18 protein-coding genes are annotated in these 23843 nt (G+C 71.5%); 6 read left to right on the forward strand and 12 right to left on the reverse strand.

Annotated elements, in window-relative coordinates:
- Positions 1-7: 7 nt before the first annotated feature.
- Genes nuoL through nuoN form a run of 3 tightly spaced genes read left to right on the forward strand, consistent with a single transcriptional unit; the run spans position 8 to position 5204 of the window.
- Positions 8-1981, forward strand: coding sequence for an NADH-quinone oxidoreductase subunit L (gene nuoL, locus ABZ896_RS11075; protein WP_360925403.1), 1974 nt, complete (start codon positions 8-10; stop codon positions 1979-1981).
- 5 nt (positions 1982-1986) lie between these two features.
- Positions 1987-3558 carry an NADH-quinone oxidoreductase subunit M gene (locus ABZ896_RS11080; RefSeq protein ID WP_360925406.1) on the forward strand — a complete coding sequence of 524 codons (1572 nt, stop codon included), beginning with the start codon at positions 1987-1989 and terminating at the stop codon, positions 3556-3558.
- Complete coding sequence (nuoN, locus tag ABZ896_RS11085) at positions 3555-5204, forward strand: NADH-quinone oxidoreductase subunit NuoN (RefSeq protein WP_360925409.1); 1650 nt, start codon at positions 3555-3557, stop codon at positions 5202-5204. The genes ABZ896_RS11080 and nuoN overlap by 4 nt, the downstream gene beginning before the upstream one ends.
- 56 nt (positions 5205-5260) lie before the next feature.
- On the opposite strand, the gene ABZ896_RS11090 is transcribed toward nuoN, so the two are convergent.
- Positions 5261-5827 carry a hypothetical protein gene (locus ABZ896_RS11090; protein WP_360925412.1) on the reverse strand — a complete coding sequence of 189 codons (567 nt, stop codon included), beginning with the start codon at positions 5825-5827 and terminating at the stop codon, positions 5261-5263.
- Positions 5828-6111: 284 nt separating this feature from the next.
- Here ABZ896_RS11090 and recQ point away from each other — a divergent pair, with 284 nt between their 5' ends.
- Positions 6112-8085: a DNA helicase RecQ gene (gene recQ, locus ABZ896_RS11095; protein ID WP_360925415.1), complete on the forward strand. Its 1974-nt coding sequence runs from the start codon at positions 6112-6114 to the stop codon at positions 8083-8085.
- Positions 8086-8193: 108 nt separating this feature from the next.
- Here the strand turns inward: recQ and ABZ896_RS11100 are convergent, their stop codons facing one another.
- The 8 genes from ABZ896_RS11100 to fahA all read right to left on the reverse strand — a co-directional run bounded on the left by ABZ896_RS11100 (position 8194) and on the right by fahA (position 17935).
- Complete coding sequence (locus ABZ896_RS11100; RefSeq protein ID WP_360925418.1) at positions 8194-11082, reverse strand: fumarate reductase/succinate dehydrogenase flavoprotein subunit; 2889 nt, start codon at positions 11080-11082, stop codon at positions 8194-8196.
- A gap of 41 nt (positions 11083-11123) precedes the next feature.
- Positions 11124-11951: an ABC transporter ATP-binding protein gene (locus ABZ896_RS11105; protein ID WP_360925421.1), complete on the reverse strand. Its 828-nt coding sequence runs from the start codon at positions 11949-11951 to the stop codon at positions 11124-11126.
- Positions 11935-12858, reverse strand: a complete 924-nt coding sequence (locus tag ABZ896_RS11110) for an ABC transporter permease (protein ID WP_360925424.1) — start codon at positions 12856-12858, stop codon at positions 11935-11937. Before ABZ896_RS11110 ends, ABZ896_RS11105 begins: the two co-directional genes overlap by 17 nt.
- Positions 12855-14204, reverse strand: coding sequence for an ABC transporter substrate-binding protein (locus ABZ896_RS11115; protein ID WP_360925427.1), 1350 nt, complete (start codon positions 14202-14204; stop codon positions 12855-12857). The genes ABZ896_RS11110 and ABZ896_RS11115 overlap by 4 nt, the downstream gene beginning before the upstream one ends.
- Positions 14205-14220: 16 nt before the next feature.
- Entirely contained in the window at positions 14221-14448 is a 228-nt protein-coding gene (locus ABZ896_RS11120; RefSeq protein ID WP_018568287.1) for a ferredoxin family protein, read from the reverse strand.
- Positions 14449-14562: 114 nt separating this feature from the next.
- The gene (locus tag ABZ896_RS11125; RefSeq protein ID WP_360925430.1) at positions 14563-15348 is read right to left on the reverse strand and encodes a GntR family transcriptional regulator; all 786 of its coding nucleotides are present in this window, start codon (positions 15346-15348) and stop codon (positions 14563-14565) included.
- A 217-nt stretch (positions 15349-15565) separates the two neighbouring features.
- A complete protein-coding gene (locus tag ABZ896_RS11130) occupies positions 15566-16507 on the reverse strand; it encodes a M56 family metallopeptidase (RefSeq protein ID WP_360925433.1) in 942 nt (313 codons plus the stop codon).
- Positions 16508-16711: 204 nt separating this feature from the next.
- Entirely contained in the window at positions 16712-17935 is a 1224-nt protein-coding gene (fahA, locus tag ABZ896_RS11135; RefSeq protein ID WP_360925436.1) for a fumarylacetoacetase, read from the reverse strand.
- A 247-nt stretch (positions 17936-18182) separates the two neighbouring features.
- On the opposite strand from fahA, the gene ABZ896_RS11140 reads away from it, so the two are divergent.
- Positions 18183-19427: an ATP-grasp domain-containing protein gene (locus ABZ896_RS11140; RefSeq protein WP_360925439.1), complete on the forward strand. Its 1245-nt coding sequence runs from the start codon at positions 18183-18185 to the stop codon at positions 19425-19427.
- Positions 19428-19497: 70 nt separating this feature from the next.
- On the forward strand, positions 19498-20697 hold the full coding sequence (locus ABZ896_RS11145; RefSeq protein ID WP_360925442.1) for an NAD(P)-binding domain-containing protein: 1200 nt from the start codon (positions 19498-19500) through the stop codon (positions 20695-20697).
- 56 nt (positions 20698-20753) lie between these two features.
- Here the strand turns inward: ABZ896_RS11145 and ABZ896_RS11150 are convergent, their stop codons facing one another.
- From ABZ896_RS11150 to ABZ896_RS11160, 3 genes are all read right to left on the reverse strand, one after another.
- On the reverse strand, positions 20754-21488 hold the full coding sequence (locus tag ABZ896_RS11150) for a hypothetical protein (RefSeq protein WP_360925445.1): 735 nt from the start codon (positions 21486-21488) through the stop codon (positions 20754-20756).
- 372 nt (positions 21489-21860) lie between these two features.
- Positions 21861-22256, reverse strand: coding sequence for a hypothetical protein (locus tag ABZ896_RS11155; protein WP_360925448.1), 396 nt, complete (start codon positions 22254-22256; stop codon positions 21861-21863).
- 308 nt (positions 22257-22564) lie between these two features.
- Entirely contained in the window at positions 22565-23728 is a 1164-nt protein-coding gene (locus ABZ896_RS11160; RefSeq protein WP_360925451.1) for an arabinogalactan endo-1,4-beta-galactosidase, read from the reverse strand.
- Positions 23729-23843 lie beyond the last annotated feature (115 nt).

Raw genomic sequence — 23843 nt, forward strand, 5'->3', positions numbered from 1 at the left:
CTGAACCGTGACTAACGCTGAGAACCTGATCGCGCTGCTCATCGCGGCGCCCCTGCTCGGAGCGGCGGTCCTGCTGACCGGCGGCCGACGGCTGGACGCCGTCGGCCACTGGATCGGCACCATCCTCGCCGGCACCTCCTTCGTGTTCGGCGCCATCCTCTTCGCCGACCTGCTCGGCAAGGACGCCGAACACCGCACGCTCACCCAGCACCTGTTCAGCTGGGTGCCGGTCGAGGGCTTCCAGGCGGACGTCGCCTTCCGCCTCGACCAGCTGTCGATGACGTTCGTCCTGCTGATCACCGGCGTCGGCTCGCTCATCCACCTGTACTCCATCGGGTACATGGAGCACGACGAGCGCCGTCGCCGCTTCTTCGGCTATCTGAACCTGTTCCTCGCGGCGATGCTCCTGCTCGTCCTCGCTGACAACTACCTGCTGCTGTACGTCGGCTGGGAGGGCGTCGGTCTCGCCTCCTACCTGCTGATCGGCTTCTGGCAGCACAAGCCCAGCGCGGCCACCGCGGCGAAGAAGGCCTTCCTGGTCAACCGCGTCGGCGACATGGGCCTGTCGATCGCGATCATGCTGATGTTCACGACGTTCGGCACCTTCGCCTTCGGCCCGGTCCTCGGCAGCCATGAGAAGCCCGGGCTCGTCACCGGCGCCTCCGAGGCGACCCTCACCGGCATCGCCCTGATGCTGCTGCTCGCCGCCTGCGGCAAGTCCGCCCAGGTGCCGCTGCAGTCCTGGCTCGGGGACGCGATGGAGGGCCCGACCCCGGTCTCGGCGCTCATCCACGCCGCGACCATGGTGACCGCGGGCGTCTACCTGATCGTCCGCTCCGCCAACATCTTCAACCTCGCCCCGGACGCCCAGCTCGTCGTCACCGTCGTCGGTGCGGTCACGCTCCTGTTCGGTGCGATCGTCGGTTGCGCGAAGGACGACATCAAGAAGGCGCTCGCCGGCTCGACCATGTCGCAGATCGGCTACATGGTGCTCGCCGCCGGACTCGGCCCCATTGGCTACGTCTTCGCGATCATGCACCTGGTGACGCACGGCTTCTTCAAGGCCGGGCTCTTCCTCGGCGCCGGTTCGGTCATGCACGGCATGAACGACGAGGTCGACATGCGGAAGTACGGCGGCCTCAGGAAGTACATGCCGGTCACCTTCGCCACCTTCGGCCTCGGTTACCTCGCCATCATCGGCTTCCCGGGCCTGTCCGGCTTCTTCTCCAAGGACAAGATCATCGAGGCGGCCTTCGCCAAGGGCGGCACCGAGGGCTGGATCCTCGGCGCCTGCGCCCTGCTGGGCGCGGCCATCACCGCCTTCTACATGACGCGCGTGATGCTGATGACGTTCTTCGGCGAGGAGCGGTGGCGTCGTGCCGAGACGCCGTCCCCGGCCGAGCCGAGCGTGGAACCGGCCGCGGAGACCCACGGCGAACACGCCGAGCCGCACCCGCACGAGTCGCCCAAGTCCATGACGATCCCGATGATCGTGCTGGCCTTCGGATCGGTCTTCGCGGGCGGCCTGTTCAGCATCGGTGACCGGTTCCTCAACTGGCTGGAGCCCATCACCGGGCACGACCACGGCCACGCGCCGATCAGCGCGACGACGGTCACCGCGGCCACGGTCACCGTGATGGTCCTAGGTGTCGCGATCGCCTGGCTCCAGTACGGCCGTCGCCCGGTGCCGGTCGTCGCCCCGCGCGGCTCGCTGCTCACCCGGGCCGCCCGGCGCGACCTGCTCCAGGACGACTTCAACCACGTGGTCCTGGTCCGCGGCGGCGAGCACCTCACGCGGTCCCTGGTCTACGTCGACCACACCCTGGTCGACGGCGTCGTCAACGGCACGGCGGCCTCGGTCGGCGGCCTCTCCGGGCGGATGCGCAAGCTGCAGAACGGCTACGCGCGGTCGTACGCGGTCTCGATGTTCGGCGGTGCGGCCATCCTCGTCGCCGCGACCCTGCTGATGAGGGCGGTCTGATACCGATGTCCTTTCCTCTGCTGACAGCGACGGCGGCGCTCCCGGCGATCGGGGCGGTCGCCACGGCCGCCGTCCCGGCCGCCCGGCGCAACGCCGCCAAGTCGCTCGCCCTGCTCGTCTCGCTCGGCACCCTGGCCCTGGCGATCGCGGTCCTGGTCCGCTTCGACCCGGACGGCGACCGCTACCAACTCACCGAATCCCACTCCTGGATCAAGGACTTCGGAGTCCGCTACGAACTGGGCGTGGACGGCATCGCGGTGGCGCTCATCGCGCTGACCGCCCTGCTGATCCCGTTCATCATCCTCGCGGGCTGGCACGACGCCGACCCATTGGAGACCGGCAGCAAGCGGTGGCGGCCGACGCAGGGCTTCTTCGCCCTGATCCTGGGCGTCGAGGCGATGGTGATCATCTCCTTCGAGGCCACCGACGTCTTCCTCTTCTACATCTTCTTCGAAGCCATGCTGATCCCGATGTACTTCCTCATCGGCGGCTTCGGGGACCGGGCCCACGCCGGCTCCGACGAGAAGGCGGCGGCCCAACGCTCGTACGCCGCCGTGAAGTTCCTGCTCTACAACCTGGTCGGCGGTCTGATCATGCTGGCCGCGGTCATCGGCCTCTACGTGGTCGCCGGGAACTTCAGCCTCCAGGAGATCGCCCAGGCGCGCGCCAACGGCTCGCTCGACATGGCGACCAACACCGAACGCTGGCTGTTCCTCGGGTTCTTCTTCGCCTTCGCGGTGAAGGCGCCCCTGTGGCCGCTGCACACCTGGCTGCCCAACGCCATGCAGGAGTCCACCGCCCCGGTCGCCGTGCTCATCACGGCGGTCGTCGACAAGGTGGGCACCTTCGCGATGCTCCGCTTCTGCCTCCAGCTCTTCCCGGAGGCCTCGAAGTGGGCCACCCCCGTGATCCTCGTCCTCGCGGTGATCAGCATCATCTACGGGGCGCTGCTCGCCGTAGGACAAAGGGACATCAAGCGGCTGGTGGCGTACGCGTCGATCTCGCACTTCGGCTTCATCATCATGGGCATCTTCGCGATGACCAGCCAGGGCCAGTCCGGCGCGACGCTCTACATGGTCAACCACGGGATCTCGACGGCCGCGCTGATGCTGGTGGCCGGCTTCCTGATCTCGCGGCGCGGCTCGCGGCTCATCGCCGACTACGGCGGTGTCCAGAAGGTCGCCCCGGTGCTCGCCGGCACCTTCCTGATCGGCGGCCTCGCGACCCTCTCGCTGCCCGGGCTCGCGCCCTTCGTCAGTGAGTTCCTGGTCCTGGTCGGCACCTTCGCGCGCTACCCGGTGATCGGCATCATCGCCACCTTCGGCATCGTGCTCGCCGCGCTCTACACCCTCGTCCTCTACCAGCGGACGATGACGGGCCCGGTGAAGCCGGAGGTCTCCGCGATGCCCGACCTGCGCCTGCGCGAGCTCGCGGTGGTCGCCCCATTGGTCGTCCTGCTGATCTTCCTGGGCGTCTACCCGAAGCCGGTCACCGACATCGTCAACCCGGCGGTGAAGTCGACCATGTCCGACGTACACAAGAAGGATCCCAAGCCCGAGACGGAGGCGGCCAAGTGACGGCGACAGTCGTCCACAGCCTGTGGACAACCGCGGCCGACCCGATCTCCAAGATCGACGCGCCGAAGATCGAATACGGGCAATTGTCGCCCACCCTGATCGTCGTCGGCGCGGCGCTCGTCGGGGTGCTGGTCGAGGCCTTCGTGCCCCGCAAGGCCCGCTACTACGCCCAGTTGTTCGTGTCCGTGGTGGCGCTCGTCGCGGCCTTCGCCGCGGTCGTGGCGCTCGCCGCCGACGGGTACGCCACCACCCGCGCGGGCATCGCGGCGATGGGCGCCATCGCCGTCGACGGACCGGCCCTGTTCCTGCAGGGCACGATCCTGCTGGCGGGCCTGGTCGGCCTGTTCACCTTCGCCGAGCGCCGCCTCGACCCCGAGACGCACGGCAACAGGGCCGACTCGTTCGCCGCGCAGGCCGCCTCCGTGCCGGGCAGCGACAGCGAGAAGGCGGCCGTGAAGGCCGGGTTCACCACCACCGAGGTGTTCCCGCTGCTGCTCTTCGCCGTCGCCGGCATGCTGATCTTCCCCGCGGCCAACGACCTGCTGACGCTGTTCGTGGCCCTGGAGGTCTTCTCGCTCCCGCTGTACCTGCTGTGCGCCCTGGCCCGCCGCAAGCGGCTCCTGTCGCAGGAGGCCGCGGTCAAGTACTTCCTGCTCGGGGCGTTCGCCTCCGCGTTCACCCTGTTCGGCATCGCGCTGCTGTACGGCTACTCGGGCTCGATGTCGTACGGCACGATCGCGCAGGTCGTCGACGGGACCGTCACCACCGTGGATCCGGCCCTCGCGGACACCATGGGCAACGACGCGCTGCTGCTGATCGGCGCCGCGATGATCGTCATGGGCCTGCTGTTCAAGGTCGGCGCGGTGCCGTTCCACATGTGGACGCCGGACGTCTACCAGGGCGCGCCGACCCCCGTCACCGGCTTCATGGCGGCGGCGACCAAGGTGGCCGCGTTCGGCGCGCTCCTCAGGATCCTCTACGTCGTGCTGCCGGGCCTGCGCTGGGACTGGCGGCCGGTCATGTGGGGCGTCGCGATCGTCACCATGCTGGGCGGTGCGATCGTCGCGATCACCCAGACCGACATCAAGCGGCTGCTGGCGTACTCGTCGATCGCGCACGCCGGATTCATCCTCGCGGGTGTCATCGCGACCACGCCGGACGGCGTCTCGTCGGTCCTCTTCTACCTGGCCGCGTACTCGTTCGTGACGATCGGCGCGTTCGCGGTGGTCACGCTCGTCCGTGACGCCGGCGGCGAGGCCACGCACCTGTCCAAGTGGGCGGGGCTGGGCCGCCGTTCACCCTTGGTGGCCGCCGTGTTCGCGGTGTTCCTGCTGGCCTTCGCGGGCATCCCGCTGACCAGCGGCTTCGCCGGGAAGTTCGCCGTCTTCAAGGCGGCGGCGGAGGGCGGGGCCGCCCCGCTCGTCGTGGTCGGTGTGATCTCTTCGGCGATCGCCGCGTTCTTCTACATCCGGGTGATCGTGCTGATGTTCTTCAGCGAGCCGCGCCCGGAGGGACCGACCGTGGCCGTGCCGTCGCCGCTCACCATGACGGCGATCGCGGTCGGTGTGGCGGTCACCCTGGTGCTCGGTGTGGCGCCGCAGTACTTCCTGGACCTGGCCAACCAGGCGGGAGTGTTCGTGCGCTGAGCGGACGACAGGGCCCCGGTTCCCTCCACGAGGGGGCCGGGGCTCTTCGCATGCGCTCAGGTGACCAGGTCGGTCCAGTCGATGTCGGCGAGCCACTCGGGCTGCGGAGGCGTGCTGGTGGGCGCCGCGGGACCGCACGTCACGTCGGGGTTCGTGGGGTTGAAGAGGCCGCTGGGGTTGGTCTTGTAGATCCAGGCATGCAGCGTGTAGCTGGGCCCCAGGGGGTCGGGCAGGGTGTCCGGGCCCTGGAAGTCCTCGCCGAACATCGTCGGTCTGGCCACGCCGTCCTTGGCCTGGACGACCCACTCGACGGCGACGAGCTTGCGCCCGTGCGGCCCGTCCACGTAGAGGAGGGCGGCGGGTTTCGCGGGGTCGGTCTGGCCGACGTTGGCCGGGTTGACGTAGTGGTAGCCCATCCCGGGCACGCAGGGGGTGGGCTTGAAGCCGTCGGCGACGGCGAGCGGCGCGTAGCCGTACTTGCCGGTCGCGGTGTACGTCGTGGTCAGCTGGGCCCAGGCGGCCGGGTCGGGGTCCGTGGGCGCCGCCTGCGCGGGGACGGCGGTCAGTGAGAAGGCCGCTGCCGCCGCGACGGTGAGGACTGCCTTCAGGGGGCGAGGGGCCATGGTGGTTCTCCTTGGGGCGCTGGGAGTTCGGGCGGGGAGACGAGGCGCGCTCGGGTGCCCCGTGTGGGCAGGGGGCGGACCTCGCCGGCCCGCCCGAGCAGCATGTGCCCGGCTCGAACGGGTGCGCCATGTGACAGGGTCCGATCGAATGATCACGGAACGTCACCGGGCCCGGCCTGTGGATAACTCCGACGGTGTCAGTCCGGGCCCCTATCGTGGAGGCAGTGGTCGAGGGACGACGTACGGGGGACGGGACTATGGGCGGGATGGGCGGGATCAGCGAGATGCCAGGGACCACCGGGACACCGGGCGCGACCGACAGCGAGGCACTGGCCACGCTGCACCGGGTCTTCGGATACGAGGCCTTCCGCGGCGAGCAGGAAGAGATCATCGAGCATGTGGTGGCCGGCGGGGACGCCGTGGTCCTCATGCCGACCGGCGGCGGCAAGTCGCTGTGCTACCAGATCCCGTCCCTGGTCAGACCCGGTACGGGCATCGTCGTGTCACCGCTCATCGCGCTGATGCAGGACCAGGTGGACGCGCTCAGGGCGCTCGGCGTGCGCGCCGGGTTCATGAACTCCACGCAGGACTTCGACGAGCGCCGGGTCGTGGAGGCCGAGTTCCTCTCCGGGGAGCTGGACCTGCTGTACCTCGCCCCGGAGCGGCTGCGGCTCGACTCCACGCTCGACCTGCTCTCGCGCGGGAAGATCGCCGCCTTCGCCATCGACGAGGCGCACTGCGTCTCCCAGTGGGGCCACGACTTCCGGCCCGACTACCTGGCGCTCTCCCTGCTCGGCGAGCGCTGGCCGGACGTGCCGAGGATCGCGCTCACGGCGACGGCCACGCACGCGACGCACCAGGAGATCACCCAGCGGCTGAACATGCCGAACGCCCGGCACTTCGTGGCGAGCTTCGACCGGCCCAACATCCAGTACCGGATCGTGCCGAAGGCCGACCCCAAGAAGCAGCTGCTGAGCTTCCTGCGCGAGGAGCACGCGGGCGACGCGGGCATCGTGTACTGCCTCTCGCGCAAGTCGGTGGAGGCGACGGCCGAGTTCCTCTCGCGCAACGGCATCGAGGCGGTCCCGTACCACGCCGGCCTGGACGCGGGCACCCGCGCGGCCCACCAGTCCAGGTTCCTGCGCGAGGACGGCCTGGTCGTCGTGGCGACCATCGCCTTCGGCATGGGCATCGACAAGCCGGACGTCCGTTTCGTGGCCCATGTCGACCTGCCCAAGTCGGTCGAGGGCTACTACCAGGAGACCGGCCGCGCGGGCCGGGACGGCCTCGCGTCCACGGCCTGGATGGCCTACGGCCTCAACGACGTCATACAGCAGCGCAAGCTGATCCAGTCCGGCGAGGGTGACGAGGCGTTCCGGCGCCGCGCCGCCTCCCACCTGGACTCGATGCTGGCGCTGTGCGAGACGGCCCAGTGCCGGCGGGGCCAGCTCCTGGTCTACTTCGGCCAGGACCCCGACCCGGCGGGCTGCGGCAACTGCGACACCTGCCTGATCCCGCCGGAGACCTGGGACGGCACCGTCGCGGCGCAGAAGGTGCTGTCGACGGTGGTGCGGCTCCAGCGGGAGCGCGGACAGAAGTTCGGCGCGGTGCAGATCATCGACATCCTGCTGGGCAAGCGCACCGCCAAGGTCATCCAGTTCGACCACGACCAGCTGTCCGTGTTCGGCATCGGCGAGGAACTAGCCGAGGGTGAATGGCGGGGTGTCGTCCGGCAGTTGCTGGCGCAGGGACTGCTCGCGGTCGAGGGTGAGTACGGCACGCTGGTGCTGACCGAGGCGAGCGGGGCGGTGCTGCGGCGGGAGCGGGAGGTGCCGCTGCGCAAGGAGCCGAAGAAGCCGGTGACCTCGCGGTCGGCGGGCGGCTCCGGGTCCTCGGGCTCCGGGCGGGGCAAGGGCAAGGCCGTGGCGGCCGAGTTGCCGGAGTCGCTGCTGCCGGCGTTCGAGGCGCTGCGGGCGTGGCGGGCCGAGCAGGCGAAGGAGCAGGGCGTCCCGGCGTACGTCATCTTCCACGACGCGACCCTTCGGGAAATCGTGACCGTGTGGCCGACCTCGGTGGCACAGCTCGGGAGCGTCGGCGGGGTCGGCGAGAAGAAGCTCGTGACGTATGGCGAGGGGGTGCTCGGGGTGCTGGCCGGGTTGGGCGGGGCGCCGGGAGCGGCGCCGACCGTCGGTGCGGTGGGCGGCGAGGACGACTGGCCGGAGATGGACGCGGAGCCGGAGCCCGAGGACTGGATATAGGCGACGGGCTCCGGGGGGGGAGCTGCGGGGCGGGCGGGCCGTGGGGGATCGGCGGTCCGTGTGACGGCCCTGTAGGTCACGGCGAGCGTCGGTTGACGCCGGTGTGGGTCATGGCGTCGCCGGCTGCAGCGCCCGGTTCGCGTAGGCCCTGACGTCCGCGTCCGAGTCGGTCGTGGCCGTGGCGAGGGCCGCGCGGGCGTCCTCGGTGGCCGTGTGGCGGGTCAGGGCCAGGACGGCGGCCTTGCGGACGTCGGCGTTGGGATCAGCGAGGGCCTTGGCCAGGGCGGGGACGGCGACGTCCGGATCGGCAGCGGACAGCGCGGTCGCGGAGCCGGACCTGACCTGCCAGGCGGGACCGGCGAGAGCGGTCACCGCGCGGAGGGCCAGGGGTTCAGGGCAGCCGGTGGTGCCCAGCGCGGCGTAGGCGGCGGCCTGGACGAGGACGTCGGGGTCTTCGGCGAGGTGGGAGAGGGCGGTGAGGACCGCGGGGCCCGATCCGTCCGCCGTATGTCCCACTGTCCGTCCTGCCCACACCGTCGCCAGTGACTTGGCGATCGTGACCCGGACCTCGCGGGACGGGTCCGCCGTGGCCGCGCGGGTGAGTTCCGTGACCGCGTCGACGGAGACCAGGGCGCGGACGGCCTCGATGCGGACGGGGATCTCGGCGTCCGACAGGGAGCCGGCGAAGAGTTCGGCGTCGCCGAGGCGCAGGGCGCGCAGGACGTCGAGGGAGGCGGCGCGGACGACGGGGTCCGGTTCGGAGAGGGCGGCGGCGAGACCGTCGCGCAGGGCGGGTTCGGCGGGGAGCGTCTCCACGAGCTCCCGCAGTGAGGCGGCCGCGGCGGCGCGGACCTCGGCAGCGGGGTCACGCAGCGCCTCGGCCAGGGCGGGACCCGTCCCCGGCGGCAACGCCTCGGTCAGCACGGCGACGGCCTCGCGCCGGACGGCGGGGACGGGGTCGGTCAAGTACGGCCGGAGAGCCCCGAGTTCGGGCTGCTCCTCGGCGAGGGCGACGAGTTCGAGGAGGCGGGTGGAGGTCTGGGAGGCGGACGAGGGGGAGTGCGGGTCCAGGAGCCCGACGCTCTCGGCACTGGGCTGGCCGTCATCGGCGTCACCGCTCCCGATCCCGGCCACGGCCCCGGCCTCACCCGTGACGGCACCGGACCCGGCGCCCACCTGGCCCCCCACGGCAGCGGCCCCCGCCGCCACCGGTGCCCGGTCCCGTGCGCCGGCCGTCGCCACCTCCTCCGGGTGCACCTCGCCCAGGTGCCGGGAGGGACCGCCGGTCGGGGTGAACTCCTCGACCGGGACCAGATAGGGAGCCACGGGACGGGCCGTGAACTCCATCGCACCGGAGGGGGACTTGTGCAGATCGAGATGGTGGAACCAGGAGGCGTCGTCGCGCTGAGGGTGGTCGAGGCGGTCGTGGTAGAGGCCCCAGCGGGACTCCGTGCGGGCCAGGGACGCCCGCGCGGCCATCTCCGCGCAGTCGCGGATGAAGGAGACCTCGGCGCACCGCATCAGCTCGTGCGCGGTACGGGCACCCATCGCGGCGATGTCGGCACGCATCCGCTCGAAGTGCTCCAGGGCCAGCGACAGCCGGGCACCCGACTTCGGCGGGGCCACGTAATCGTTCACGAAGCGGCGCAGCTTGTACTCGACCTGGGTCTGCGGCGGGCCGTCCGGGTTGCGCAGCGGACGGTAGATCAGCTCGTGCGCCTCGCGGAGCTGGTCGGCGGGCAACTCCCCTTCGTACGCCGAGTACTGGGAGGCGTCCGCGCCCGCGAGGTCGCCGAAGACGAACGCGCCGATCATGTAGTTGTGCGGTACGCAGGCCAGGTCACCGGCGGCGTACAGCCGGGGGACGGTCGTACGGGCGTGGTCGTCGACCCGTACGCCGGAGGCCGAGTGGCCGCCGCACAGGCCGATCTCGGAGATGTGCATCTCGATGTCGTGGGTGCGGTAGTCGTGGCCACGGCCCTCGTGGAACGTCCCTCGCGTGGGCCGCTCCGTCGAGTGCAGGATCGACTCCAGGGAGGAGATCGACTCCTCGGGGAGGTGGCTCAGCTTCAGGTAGACCGGCCCCCGGTCGGAGGCGACCTCGGCCGCGAACTCCGCCATCATCTGCCCGGACCAGTAGTCGGAGTCGACGAAGCGCTCGCCGTGCCGGTTGACCTGGTAGCCGCCGAAGGGGTTGGCGACGTAGGCGCAGGCCGGGCCGTTGTAGTCCTTGATCAGCGGGTTGATCTGGAAGCACTCGATGCCGGTGAGCTCGGCGCCCGCGTGGTAGGCCATGGCGTACCCGTCGCCCGCGTTGGTCGGGTTCTCGTACGTGCCGTACAGGTATCCGGAGGCCGGCAGCCCCAGTCGGCCGCACGCGCCCGTAGCCAGGATCACCGCGCCCGCGCGGACCGTCACGAACGCCCCCGTGCGCGTGTTGAAGCCGACCGCCCCCACGGCCCGCCCCTCGGCCGTCAGCACACGGACCGGCATCACCCGGTTCTCGATGCGGATCCGCTCCCGCATCTCGCGCCGCCGCAACTGCCGGTAGAGGACCTTCTTGACGTCCTTGCCCTCCGGCATCGGCAGCACGTAGGAGCCGGAGCGGTGGACCTGGCGGACCGCGTAGTCGCCGTGCTCGTCCTTCTCGAACTTCACGCCGTACGACTCGAGCCGCTGCACCATGCCGAAGCCGCGGGTGGCGGTCTGGCGGACGGTGGACTGGTCGACGATGCCGTCGTTGGCGCGGGTGATCTCGGCGACGTAGTCGTCGGGCTCGGCACGGCCCGGGATGACCGAGTTGTTGACGCCGTCCATGCCCATGGCGAGCGCACCGGAGTGCCGGACGTGCGCCTTCTCCAGGAGGATCACGTCGGCGCCGTGCTCGGCGGCGGTCAGGGCGGCCATGGTGCCGGCGGTGCCGCCGCCGACGACGAGCACGTCGCAGCGCAGTTCCTCGGCGTCGGTGAGGGCGGGGATCGTCAGGGGGGTGTCCACCGGGGTGCCTTTCAGGACATGGCCGTTCAAGACAGGGCCTTTCAAGAACCGAGTGATGTGAGGACTTCGCGCCGCAGTGCGAGCCGCGCCGGGTCGTCGTGCGCCGAACGGTCGCGCGGACGCGGCACTTCGCGTACGGCGGTCAGCCGGCCGTTCCCGAGGAGGGCCACGCGGTCGCCGAGGAACAGGGCCTCGTCGACGTCGTGGGTGACGAAGACGACGGTGGCGCCCGTGCCCGCCAGCACCTCCACCAGCAGGTCCTGCATCCCGGCGCGGGTCTGGGCGTCGAGCGCGCCGAAGGGCTCGTCCATGAGGACGGCACGGGGCCGGGCGGCGAGGGCCCGGGCGAGCTGGGCGCGCTGGCGCTGTCCGCCGGAGACGCGGTGCGGCAACTGCCGGGCGTGGTCGGCGAGTCCCACGCGCGTGAGCCAGGCCTCGGCCTGGTTCCGGCGTTCCGCGCGGGGCGAGCCCTGGATGGCGAGCGGGAGTTCGACGTTGGCGCGCAGGGTGCGCCAGGGCAGGAGGGCGTCCTCCTGGAAGACCAGGGCGCGGTCGGCACCGGGACCGGTCAGGGGCCGGCCGTCCTGGGCGACCTCGCCCGCGAGCAGGGGCAACAGGCCCGCCAGGGTGCGCAGCAGGGTCGACTTGCCGCACCCGGAGGAGCCGACGACGGTGAGGATCTCGCAGGGAGCGACATCCAGGTCGACACCGTCCAGCACGGGCGCGCCGGGACGGCCGAGCCCGGCACCGGTGAGGGTGAGACGGGTGCCGCGGGCGGGGGCAGGAGCGGCATCGGCGGTGGCCCTGGGTGCCGTAACGGCTGCTCCGGTGGTGTCAGACGCTTCGGTGATGTCAGACGAGGTGCTCATCACGTGCCTCCTCGCTCTCGGAGCTGGGCTTGGTGCCGGTGCCGGTGCCGGTGCCGGTAGCGGGGGCGGGCGCGGGTGGTGCCGGACGTGCGGTCCGTGTCGTCCTGGGCCGGCCACCGGCGTCGTACGACGTCCTCGGCAGCCACCGCGTCAGACGGCGCCCCAACAGCTCCACGGCCGTGGAGGTGAGCCAGCCGAGGATGCCGATCGTGACCATGCCGACGAAGACGCCCGCGTAGTCGACGACCGTGTAGTCCTGCCAGGTGCGGTAACCGACGCCGTACTGGCCGGAGATCATCTCGGCGGAGATCACGCAGATCCACGAGACGCCGATGCCGACGGACAGCCCGCCGAAGATGCCGGGCAGCGCGCCCGGCAGGACGACCGAGGCGAGGATCCGCCACCGGCCGCCGCCCATCGTCAGTACGGCCTCTTCCCAGGTGGGGGTCAGCGCGCGGACCGCGTGCCGGGTGGAGACCAGGACCGGGAAGAACGCGGCGGTGCAGGTGATGAAGACAATGCCCTGCTCGTTGGAGGGGAAGAGCAGGATCGCGACCGGGACCAGGGCGATCGCCGGGATCGGGCGGACCACTTCCAGCAGCGGGCAGAGCAGGTCCTCGGCGAGTCGGGAGCGTGCCACGAGCACGCCCGTCGCCACACCGAGCACCGCGGCCAGCAGGAAGCCGGTGAGGATGCGGGTGAGGCTGTCGGTGAGGTCCGTCCAGTAGTCCGGGCCGGAGAGCCGGTCGGCGAAGGTGCGGGCCACATCGGTGACGGTGGGGAACTGCGAGAAGCGCAGCCACAGGTCGATGTCGAGGCTGGTCAGCAGCTGCCACACACCGAGGGCGGCGGCGAGCGAGGCCACCCTCAGCGCGTACCGGCCGGCTTTCGGCAGGGGCCGGCTCACGACGCCTGCTCCAGGGCGTCGGCGTACGTGATGACCCGGGCACCGCCGTGTGCGGCGACGTAGGCCTGCGCGGTCTCCGGGGCGACGAACGGCAGCAGCTGGTCGCCGTCCGCCACCCAGACCGCCTTGTCGGCGAACCAGAGGGTGCCGGTGGTGGCGTCGGGGACGTAGGCGGCGCGGATGCCGTCCCGGTGCGCGGCCACGTAACCCAGCAGCTCGGCGGGGGACTTGAAGGCGACCGTCTTCTCGGAACCCTTCGGCCACACCTCGTTCGCCGAAGCCGCGGCAGGCGGCGTCGCCGCGAGTCGCTTGGCGTAGTCCGCGCCGAGGGCCTTCTTGACGTACTGGTCGTCGACGAAGGAGTCGACGTCCACGTCGCCGGTCAGCTTGGCCGACTTCAGGACCGACACGTCCTCCTTGAGCGCCGAGACCAGCTGGGGCTTGATCGCGGGGTCGAAGGTGGAGATGCCGTGGGCGCCGTTGTAGAGGTAGACGACCTCGGCGGGCAGCCCGGTGGCCTTCGCGACCTTCTCGGAGGCGTCGACGGGGTGGTCGTTGAGGTAGTCCGTCGCCTGGGCCTGGGCTTTCAAGAACGCCTCCAGGACGGCCGGGCGCTTCTTCGCGAAGTCCTCGCGGGCGGTGACGCCGTGGAAGGTGGGGAGGTTCAGCTCGGCACCGTCGTACAGGGCCTTCGCCTTGCCCTGGAAGGCGAGCAGGCCCGGCCAGGCGACGAACTGGGAGAGCGCGTCCGTGCTGCCGGCGGCGAGGGCCGAGGCGCCCACCGCGGGCTGCTGGTTGAGCTTCTCGATGCCCTTGTCGGGGTTGATCCCGGCGCGCTGCAGGGCTCGTACGAGGGTGCCGTCGGCGGCGGAGCCGACGCTCGTGGAGACCTTCTTGCCGCGCAGGTCCTGCAGCGAGGCGAGCTTCGAGTCGGGGGAGGTGACGATCGTGTTGAGGCCGCCGCGGAGGTTGTAGCCGGTGACCGAGACCAGGTGGGTGGGCTTGCCGAGCTGCTTGCCGCGGGCCGCGTTGATGAGCAGGGGGAAGTCGCCCATCGAGCCGATGTCGATCTTCCCGGCGGTCATCTGCGCGGTGATCGGGGCGCCGGTGGCGTAGTCCTGCCAGTCGACCTTGTAGGTGTGGCCGTCGTGCAGGGCGTCGAGCTGCTTCTCGAAGTAGCCGAGGGAGCGCAGCAGGGTGCCGGCGGTGACCGTGTTGATGGTCTTGGACTGGTAGCCGACGGTCACGGTGACGGTGGAGCCGCCGTCTCCGGCCGCCGCGTTGCCGCCGCAGGCGGTCAACGGGAGCAGGAGCAGGACGGCTGCGGCAACTGGCTTGGTTTTCATGGGAGTTCGGGGCCTCTCACCGGAGCAGATAGGGCATGTTGACCGTGACGGCTCCGGTGGGACAGCGGGCCGCGCACGGGCCGCAGTACCAGCACTCGTCGACGTGCATGTAGGCCTTGCCGCTGCTGGTGTCGATGGCCAGGGAGTCCAGCGGGCACATGTCGACGCAGAGCGTGCAGCCGTCGATGCACTTGGACTCGTCGATGGTCACGGGCACGTCGGCCCGCTGGGGCGCCAAGGGCATGGCTGTCTCCAGAGATTTCCTGAGATGTCCTGAGATTTTTCGCGCGGCCGTGAACCGAAGCGGATCAGCCGAACGATGAAGAAGTGAGAGGGGGAAGGGACGAGAGGGGGGTGGTCACAGAGACCGGCGCAGCAGGCCGCTCATGGTGATGCGGTCGCCGCGGAAGCGGATGAACTCCAGGTCGACGGGGCGGCCGTCGGCGAGGTGCGTGAGGCGTTCCAGCATCAGTACGGCGGAGCCGCGCGGGGCTTCGAGTACGGCGGCGGAGTGGGCGTCCGCGTTCACCGCCTCCAGGGTGATCCCGGCGTGGCCCAGGGGCTGTCCGGTGATCGTCTCCAGGAGCCGGAAGACGTCGGTGTTCTCCAGGTCGGCGCCGAGCAGGGCGGTGCCGATGTCGAGCGGGATGTAGGTGAGGTCGAGGGAGAGGGGGAGTCCGTTCAGCCGGCGCAGGCGCTCGATGAAGAGGACGTCGGTGCCGGGCTGGACGTGGAGGCGCTCGGCGACGGGGGCGGGCGCGGGAGCGGGGCCCATGGTGCGGACCTCGTTGGTCACCGTGCCGTGCTCGCGGAGGGTCTCCGCGAGGCCCATCAGGCGGTCGAGGCCATGGGGGTACTTCTGGCCGACGACCACCGTGCCGACCCCGGGAAGCCGGTCCACCAGGCCTTCCGCGCGCAGCAGGTCCAGGGCTTGGCGGACCGTGTTGCGGGAGGCTCGGTAGTCGGCGGCGAGAGTGGACTCGTGGGGAAGCGTGCCCGCCGGAAAGCCGCCGGCGAGCACCTGGTGCCGGAGCAGATCGGCGAGCTGCCGTGCCTGATCCGCCCGCAGCCGTCGCCGGGCCCGGGCGGCGACGGTGGTCGCGCCCTGGCCGGCGTGGTCGCGGAAACGGTCGGGATGAGGCATGGCGTGAACCATACCGAGGGGGTAGGGAATGGAGTGTTGCGAGAGTGTTGCGCCACCAGCGGCTCCGCCGGTTGAGCCGCTGACCTGGGGTTCCTGGAAGGTGTGGAGGAGATCTGCCACCGGACGACTGGGAGGTAAGGGGCAAGTGGGCTTGCCTGAGGGGCGCGGGGAACTGCGCGACCAGCCCCCACCCAGCCGCACCCGAACAACCGGCCGACTAAGCCAGCACCGACAACCCGGGCCCGAAAACGATCAGCAGCGGCAGCAACGGCACCAGCGAAGCCACCACCGCGGTCAACGCCCGATGCCGCCGCCCGAGCCGAGGCGACGGCTCCAGCAACCGGTCCACCCGTTCACCCAGCAACCGATGACTCGACGCACAGGACAGCACCCCCCGATGCTGGTTCAGCTCGATCAGCGCCAACGCGGTCGTCAGATGCCCGCACCGCCGGGACGCCGTGTCGTCCGCCGCCAGCTCCACCAGCCGATGCGTCTGGTCGCAGAAGTGGGCGAACAACGGCACCCGCGGAAAGCCCGTGGCCAGCGCGGTGGACAGGTGCAGCAGCCAGTCGTGGTGAGCGCGGGCGTGTCCGCGCTCGTGGGTGAGGACCGCGTCGAGCTGATGGTCGGTGAGGCGGTGCAGCGCACCGGTCGTGACGATCAGCTGGGGCGGGTTGCCGGGCATCCACCAGGCGTCCGGGTACTCGTCCTCCAGCACCAGCAGCGGACCGCGTACGGCGTCGCCGAGACCGGCCGGCAGATCCGGCGCCCGCTCCCGCAGGTGTGCGCGGGCCAGACCGCGGCGCCGCCGCGCCTCGACCAGCTCACGGCCGAGCATCGCCGTCGTCCAGGCGGCGCCCGCGGCCAGCAGCAGGGTGAGGGCCGAGGCCCAGGCAGGTGCGGCGGAGAGGTCGTACGCCGCGGTCACGGCCGGGGGCGCCGGGGCGAAGACGTGGTCGCGGACGGTGTGGAAGACCGCGGCCGCGCCCAGCACCAGCGCGGTCAGACAGCACAGCAGGACGGTCGCGACCAGGCACTGCCACACCCACAGCCCGACCACCGGGTCCCGCTCCGGCCACTCGGCCCGGGTCAGCGCGCGCGGGACCGGCACGGCGGCGGTCACGGCCACGACGCTCAGCAGGAGCAGGCAGACGGTCATCCACGGGCTCCGGATCCTGGTGGGAGCAAGGGCAAGGGGAGGCAGAGCCCTGGACGGGCTCCGGGTGACGCTGTGCGGGGCGGCGAGTGCGTCGTCCCGCGCATGCCACCCGCCGCCAGTATGCCGGGGCCGGGCGGCCTACGGCAGGGCTCGGACGACCTCGACCGTCACACGGGCCCCAATGGACCCGGCCCGCCCACCCCCTCACGCGCCCCCGGCCACCACCCGTCCGGTGACCTCGCCCAGTCCCACCCGGACCCCGTCCGGTCCCGGGGCCCACGCGGACAGGGTCACCACGTCCCCGTCCTCCAGGAACGTCCGCTTGCCGTCGGGGAGTTCGAGGGCGTCGCGGCCGTTCCAGGTCAGTTCCAGCAGGGAGCCGCGTTCGCGCTCGGTCGGTCCGCTCACCGTGCCCGAGCCGTACAGGTCGCCGGTGCGCAGCGAGGCTCCGTTGACGGTCATGTGGGCGAGCTGCTGGGCGGCGGTCCAGTACATGGTGGAGAAGGGAGGTTCCGAGACCACGTGGCCGTTGACGGCGACGGAGATGCGCAGGTCGTAGCCCCAGGGCTCGGCCGCCGTGTCGTCCAGGTACGGCAGCAGGGGGTGGGTCCGCTCCGGGGGTGCGACCCGCGCCGGCTCCAGGGCGTCGAGCGGGGTGATCCAGGCGGACACCGAGGTGGCGAAGGACTTGCCGAGGAAGGGGCCGAGGGGGACGTACTCCCAGGCCTGGAGGTCGCGGGCGGACCAGTCGTTGAGGAGGCACAGCCCGAAGACGTGCTCCCCGAAGTCCGCGAGCGGCACCGGGCGCCCCATCGGGGACGGTACGCCGACCACGAAGCCGACCTCCGCCTCGATGTCCAGGCGGACGGAGGGGCCGAAGACGGGAGCGGGGTCGGCGGGAGCCTTCCGTTGCCCTGAGGGCCGTACGACCTCCGTGCCCGAGACCACCACCGTCCCCGAGCGGCCGTGGTAACCGATTGGCAGGTGCTTCCAGTTGGGGGTCAGGGAGTCGGCGGCGTCGGGGCGGAAGATGCGGCCGACGTTCCGGGCGTGGTTCTCGGAGGCGTAGAAGTCGACGTAGTCGGCGACCTCGAAGGGGAGGTGCAGGGTCACCGAGGACAGGGGGTGGAGGCAGTGGGCGACGGCCTCCTGGTGGGCGGGGACCGTCACCCAGGCGGTGAGGGCACGCCGTACGTCCGACCAGGCGGTGCGGCCCGCGGCGAGGAGCGGGCCCAGGGACGGCTGGGCGAGCAGGGCGGCGTAGGGCGAGTCGAGGGCCGTGGCGGCGGCGCCGGCGTCGAGGACGTGGTCGCCGAGCCGGACGCCGACGCGCCGTTCGGCCGGGTCCGAGGAGAGGAGGGAGAAGACGCCGTACGGGAGATTGTGCGAGCCGAAGGGGTCGCCCTCGGGCAGATCGAAGGGGGGCATGGGGTGCTGCCTCACTTTCGCGGGTGCCGTGCGTGCCGTGGTCGGGCCACACGTTACGGCCGGGCCGCCCGTCGCGGCAGTGTCTAAAGGGTTCGCAATACGGCTAAAGAGTTAGCAATGTCCCGTTAAGGGATAGTCGGAAGGATCCGTTCCGGCTTAGCGTCCTTTGCGAGACACGGGCGGGATGGGTGGGGTCGCGTCCGTAGGGGGACGCGTGGGGGGACCCGTGGCCAGGAGCGGCAGCAGTGTGTCTTTCGGGGCCGACAGCGAAGTACCGGCCCTGATCGTCAAGTTCGGCGACTACCCGCTGCACCACGGCGGGGTGGGCGCGATCCGCAGTCTGGGGCGCCTGGGCGTGCCCATGTACGCGATCACGGAGGACCGTTACACGCCCGCCGCGGCCTCGCGGTACCTCACTCGTGCCTTCGTCTGGCCGACGACCGGCACCGAGGATCCCGGATACCTGGTGGAGGGACTGCTGCGGATCGGGCGCCGGATCGGCCGCCCGGCCGTCCTGGTGCCGACCGACGAGGAGGCCGCGGTCCTGATCGCCGAGCACCAGCTCGAACTGAGCCGCCGCTTCCTCTTCCCGCCCGTCGAGCCCGGGCTGCCCCGCCGCCTGGCCAGCAAGCAGGGGCTGCACGAACTGTGCGTGGAACACGGCATCGCGAGCCCGTCCGCGGCCTTCCCGCAGTCGTACGACGACATCGTGGCCTTCGCCGAGAAGGCCCGCTTCCCGGTGGTGGCCAAGAACCGCGAGGCGTTCGTACGGCGCACCCGGCCGGCCGTGGGCGGCACCACCCGCATCGCCACCCGTGAAGGGCTGCTCGCCCTCGCCCGTGACTGGGGCGAGCGGCCCGGGGTGATCCTCCAGGAGTACCTGCCGAGGGAGGAGGCCGAGGACTGGATCGTGCACGCCTACTTCGACCGGGACTCCACCCCGCTGGCCATGTTCACCGGGGTCAAGGTGCGTTCCTGGCCGCCGCACGCGGGCATGACGGCGAACGCGTACGTCGTCGACAACCCGGAACTCGCGGACCTCGCCGCACGTTTCATCAAACAGATCGGCTACACCGGCATCATCGACCTCGACCTGCGCTTCGACCGGCGCGACGGTCAGTACAAGCTGCTCGACTTCAACCCCCGCATGGGGGCCCAGTTCCGGCTCTTCGAGAGCGAGTCGGGGGTGGACGTGGTCCGCGCCATGCACCTGGACCTGACCGGGCGCGCCGTCCCGGAGGGGGAACAGCGCGCCGGCCACCGCTATGTCGTGGAGAACATCGACCTGCCCGCTCTCCTCGCCTACCGCCGCAGCGGCTATACGACACCGCACGCGCCCGCGCGGCCGAGCGGGACCGAGCTGGCCTGGCTCGCGGGTGACGACCCGCTGCCGTTCCTCACGATGCTCGCGCGCTTCGTGCGGCCGGGCGCGAAGCACCTGTATCAGCTGTGGCGGACCAACCGCCGTGGCGCCGGCGGTGCCGTGAAATGACCGACGGCACCGCCCTGTGGAGATCGGCACCACCGCGAAGTGACGAAGTGACGTCCTGGGGAGGGACTTCGTGATCCAACCGGTAGCAGTCATCGGCGCCGGGCCGTTCGGCCTGTCGACCGCGGCCCATCTGCGGGCCCGCGGCATACCCGTCCGGGTCTTCGGCGACCCCATGGTCAGCTGGCGGGACAACATGCCCGTCGGCATGCTCCTGAAGTCGACGCCGGCGGCCTCCACCTTCGACGCCCCGCAACCGGGTCACACCCTGGTCGACTACTGCGACGCGGCCGGCATACCCCGGCTGGTGACCGACGAGGACATCATCCCGGTGGAGACCTTCATCGGCTACGGCGAGTGGTTCCAGCAGAAGCTGGTCCCCGAGCTGGAGCGGGTGCGGGTGGTCTCGGTGGACCGGCGGGGGGCCGGCTTCGACCTGAAGCTGGACTCGGGGGAGTCGTTCACCGCGCGGGCGGTCGTGGTCGCGACCGGCCTTTCGGGGCTCTCCCACCTGCCTCCGGAGCTGGCCGCCGCCGCACCGGACGGGCCCGCCCCCACCGCGCCGGTCTCGCACAGCTCCCAGCACCACGACCTCACCCGGTACGCGGGCAAGGAGCTGATCGTCGTGGGCGCCGGGCAGTCCGCGCTGGAGACAGCCGTCCTCGCGGCGGAGGCGGGCGCGCGGGTGCGGGTGGTGGCGCGCGGGCGCGGCAGCGTGGCCTTCGGGGCGCCGCCGTGGAAGCAGCCCCGGCTGCGGCCCGAATCGCCGTTCGGGCGGGCCTGGTCGCTGTGGGCGCTCAGCTACTACCCGCACCCCTACCGGCAGTTGCCCGCGCAGGTCCGCCACTACCTGGTGCGCCGCGTCCTCGGGCCGCTCGGCGCGTGGTGGCTGCGTGAGCGCTTCGAGGGTCAGGTGCGGGTCACCGAGGTGAACGGCATCGAGGGCGCGGCCACGCTCGACGGCCGGCCGGTGCTCAGGGTCCGTACGGCGACGGGGGCGACCGACCGGCTCTCCGCGGACCACGTCATCGCGGCGACCGGCTACCGCGTCGACCTCGCGGCGATGGACTTCCTCGGCCATGAACTCCGTACGGAACTGGCGGTGAGCCGGGGCACGCCCAGGCTGGGCGCCGGCTACGTCTCCTCCGTACCGGGGCTCTACTTCACCGGACTTCCGGCGGCGGCGTCGTACGGACCGGTGATGCGGTTCGTGTGCGGCACGGAGTTCGCCTCACCCCGGCTGGCGAAGCACCTTGCGGGGGCGCACGGTTGACGGACGCGGACCTGGTGGGCCGATCGGATGCGGGGCCCGAGCCGCCGACGTTTCCGTCAGCTCCAGGTGTCCGGGTCGAGGAGTTCCTCGAACATCGGGCGGAGGACGGCGGCGAGTTCGGGGTCGGTGTGTGCGATCTCGGTCGTCGCGAGCTCGACGGCCGCGGTCAGGGCGCGCCGTAGTTCCGCATGCTCCGGTGCGCGGACCAGGGTGGCCGCCAGCCGGGACGTCACCGTCTCCGGCAGGAGGTGCGCGCCCTTCGCGTAGGCGGTGGGCAGGCCCAGGCGGAGACAGGCCAGGGTGATCGCGTGGTCGCGCAGGGCGCTGATCCAGTGCTCGGCCTGCCAGACGCGGTCGCGGTGGAGGCAGATCGTGGCGTGCAGGGCGTGGTGCCAGACGAGGCCGGTCAGGGTCTCGACGGAAGGGCTCGCGAAGGGCGGGAGCGTGGCCGGTTCGCCGAAGACCGTCCGCCACTGCGGGCCCCGGGGACCGAACTCCGCCTCCGGGGCGAACGTCAGGTCGAGTTCCAGCCACCCCGGCAGCAGGAAGACCCGGACGACGCCCGAGCCGGTCGGCAGGTCCCAGTGGTGCCGGGCGCGGAAGGTGTCGTAGACCCACCGCGTCCAGCGTTCCAGGGTCGCCGCGAGGTCGCCCCGGACGGCCAGCACGGCATCCGTGTCCGACCAGCGGTCCTGCGTGCCGAGCGCCTGCGACCCGGTGAACGCGAACCCGACGACCGCGCCGTCGGCCTCGGCCCGGGCGACGAGCGCGTCCCGGACCTCGTCCCGCACCTCACTCCGCGACAACTCCGGCGCCCCGACACGGCCCCCGGCTCCCTCCACAGACCAGTCCCCAGACCGGCCCCGGCCCGTTCCCCGCACGCCTGGGCCGGTCCCTCGGCCCGCTCACCGCGTTCCCCGTGTTCCCCGGCCGGCCCCTCGGCCCGCTCACCGTGTTTCCCGCGCGCCTGGGCTGGGCTCTCAGTCCGCTCACCGCGTTTCCCGCGCGCCTCAGCTGGGCCCCCGGCCCGCTCCTCGCCCGGTTGTCCGGCTCGCCCCGACACTCGGCCCTCGCCCCGCTCGCCGGCTCCTCGGCCCGAGCCCCCGTCCCTGTCCCGGCCGACGGCCCGGTCCCCGCCCTCGTCCCTCACGCGCCCCTCGCCCTCACGATGTGCAGACCTCCTTCAGCCGGTCCGCCGCCGCGTCGATCCTGCTGGAGTCCGGGCTCGTGTCGCCGTTCAGGATGGACTTGTTGTAGTCCCTGACCGCCTTGTCCAGGTCCTCGACGGCCTTGTCGACCTTGCTGTCGTCCGTGTCGGCGTTGATCTTGTCGAGGTTCTTGTCGATCGTCTCGATGGACTCCTCCGTGCGCGAGGGATCCTTCACCGCGTCCCACCCGGCCTCGTGGATGGCCTTCAGGCTGTCGGAGATCGTATCCGCGTTCGACAGGCAGTCCAGGGAGTTGTCGACGTCGTCGGGATCGCAGCCGGTGACGAGGACGGCGGTCAGGGCGGCGGCGGTGAGGGCGGTGGCGACGGTGAAGGTACGGCGACGGCGCATGGCGATGACGGCCTTTCGGTTCGGTCCGTTCCGGAGGACCCCGGTGCCGTCCACGATTCCGCCCCGCGCCCGCCGCCACGATGGAGCGGACCGGCGTATGCGGGGTGGAGCCAGCTACACCGCCGAGGACGGCGGCGCCCCGGACGAAGCCACCTTGCGCCCCATGCACACCCCGGCCCACCTGCCTCGCACGGCCCACCCGCACCGCCGACGCGCCCCCGGCGCCTCGCACCGCCCACCCGCACCGCGCCGCCGACACGCTCCCCCGCTTTGCGCCGCCGACACCCCCCGTCCGCCCTTTTACAGCCCTACCCCCGATACCGCCCCAACGTCCGCAGCCCCGGCAGCGCACGGTCCTGGAAGTCGAACAGCGCGAGGTTCTCCCACGCGTTCCCGGACGCCGGGTCCGTGGAGTCCCAGCCGCTGCCCGCGCGGTAGGTCCACAGCCCCTCCCAGTAGCAGTAGCCGAGCCCCTGTCCGCCGGGGACGGCCGCCGCGAGGTCGGCCACCGCGCGCAGCCACGCGGCCTGTCCCTCGGGCGTCGCGGGATAGCCCTCGGTCAGCTGCGAGGGGCTGTTCATGATGTCGTTGACGGAGTCCTCGCTCTCCAGCGTGAACGGGTACGCCGTCTCCGCGATCACGCACGGCTTGCCGTAACGCGCCGTGATGTCGGCCATGTTGGCGGCCGCGCCCGCGATCGGCCCGTGCCAGAACGGGTAGTACGACAGTCCGATGATGTCGAAGTCGACGCCGTACGACACCACGTTGTCGAACCACCAGCGGTACAGCCCGTTGTCGCCGCCGTTCGCCAGGTGCAGGATCGTGCGGACGCGCGGGGTGGTGTCGCGGGCCGCGCTCAGACCGGCCTTGAGGAAGGCGGTCATGTTGTCGAAGTGCTCCCAGTTGCCCTCGGGCCAGAGCAGTCCGCCGTTGAGCTCGTTGCCGATCTGCACCAGCTGGGCCGGGGTGCCCTGCCTCCGTAGCGCGCCGAGAACATCCGCCGTGTGGTCGTAGACCGCCCTGGTCAGAGCCGTCACGTCCAGGTCCGCCCAGGCGGCCGGCTTGGTCTGGTGCGCCGGGTCGGCCCAGGTGTCGGAGTAGTGGAAGTCGACCCAGATGCCGATCCCGGCCCGCTTCAGCCGGCGGGCCAGCGGCAGGACGTGCGCCTTGTTGTTGTAGCCGTCGGCCGGGTTCACCCAGACCTTCAGCCGGGCGTGGGTGACGCCGGCCCACGCGAGCAGGGCGACCGGGTCGGCCCGGCGGCCGTCCGGGGTGCGGTACACGGCGCCGTGGTCCTCGTTCTTCGGCAGCGAGGAGATGTCCACACCACGGATCTCAAGACGGCGGGCACCGGCCCCAGCGGCCCCAGCGGCCTCAGCGGCCCCAACCGAAGCCCAAGCGGGAGCCGCCCCCACCACGGGAGCGGCCAGCGCGGCCGCCCCGGCGGCGGCCAGCACACTGCGTCTGCGCATGTCAAAGGGTCCTTTCACGGACGGCCCCGGAGATGGCCGGAACACGGTGGCATCACGGGGCGAGAAGGCCGGAGAACGGGGCGAGGAGAGCCGTCCGGCAGGCCGCGAAATCTCC

Origin of the sequence: Streptomyces sp. NPDC047072 (genome assembly GCF_040643855.1) — a bacterium.
GTDB lineage: Bacteria > Actinomycetota > Actinomycetes > Streptomycetales > Streptomycetaceae > Streptomyces.

Excerpts from the sequence above, each read along its gene's own strand:
- ABZ896_RS11115 (WP_360925427.1), bottom strand. The coding sequence starts at position 14,204 with ATGAAAACCAAGCCAGTTGCCGCAGCCGTCCTGCTCCTGCTCCCGTTG.
- ABZ896_RS11160 (WP_360925451.1), bottom strand. The coding sequence starts at position 23,728 with ATGCGCAGACGCAGTGTGCTGGCCGCCGCCGGGGCGGCCGCGCTGGCC.
- ABZ896_RS11125 (WP_360925430.1), bottom strand. The coding sequence starts at position 15,348 with ATGCCTCATCCCGACCGTTTCCGCGACCACGCCGGCCAGGGCGCGACC.
- fahA (WP_360925436.1), bottom strand. The coding sequence starts at position 17,935 with ATGCCCCCCTTCGATCTGCCCGAGGGCGACCCCTTCGGCTCGCACAAT.
- ABZ896_RS11120 (WP_018568287.1), bottom strand. The coding sequence starts at position 14,448 with ATGCCCTTGGCGCCCCAGCGGGCCGACGTGCCCGTGACCATCGACGAG.
- recQ (WP_360925415.1), top strand. The coding sequence starts at position 6,112 with ATGCCAGGGACCACCGGGACACCGGGCGCGACCGACAGCGAGGCACTG.
- ABZ896_RS11105 (WP_360925421.1), bottom strand. The coding sequence starts at position 11,951 with ATGAGCACCTCGTCTGACATCACCGAAGCGTCTGACACCACCGGAGCA.
- ABZ896_RS11130 (WP_360925433.1), bottom strand. The coding sequence starts at position 16,507 with ATGACCGTCTGCCTGCTCCTGCTGAGCGTCGTGGCCGTGACCGCCGCC.
- ABZ896_RS11080 (WP_360925406.1), top strand. The coding sequence starts at position 1,987 with ATGTCCTTTCCTCTGCTGACAGCGACGGCGGCGCTCCCGGCGATCGGG.
- ABZ896_RS11090 (WP_360925412.1), bottom strand. The coding sequence starts at position 5,827 with ATGGCCCCTCGCCCCCTGAAGGCAGTCCTCACCGTCGCGGCGGCAGCG.
- ABZ896_RS11155 (WP_360925448.1), bottom strand. The coding sequence starts at position 22,256 with ATGCGCCGTCGCCGTACCTTCACCGTCGCCACCGCCCTCACCGCCGCC.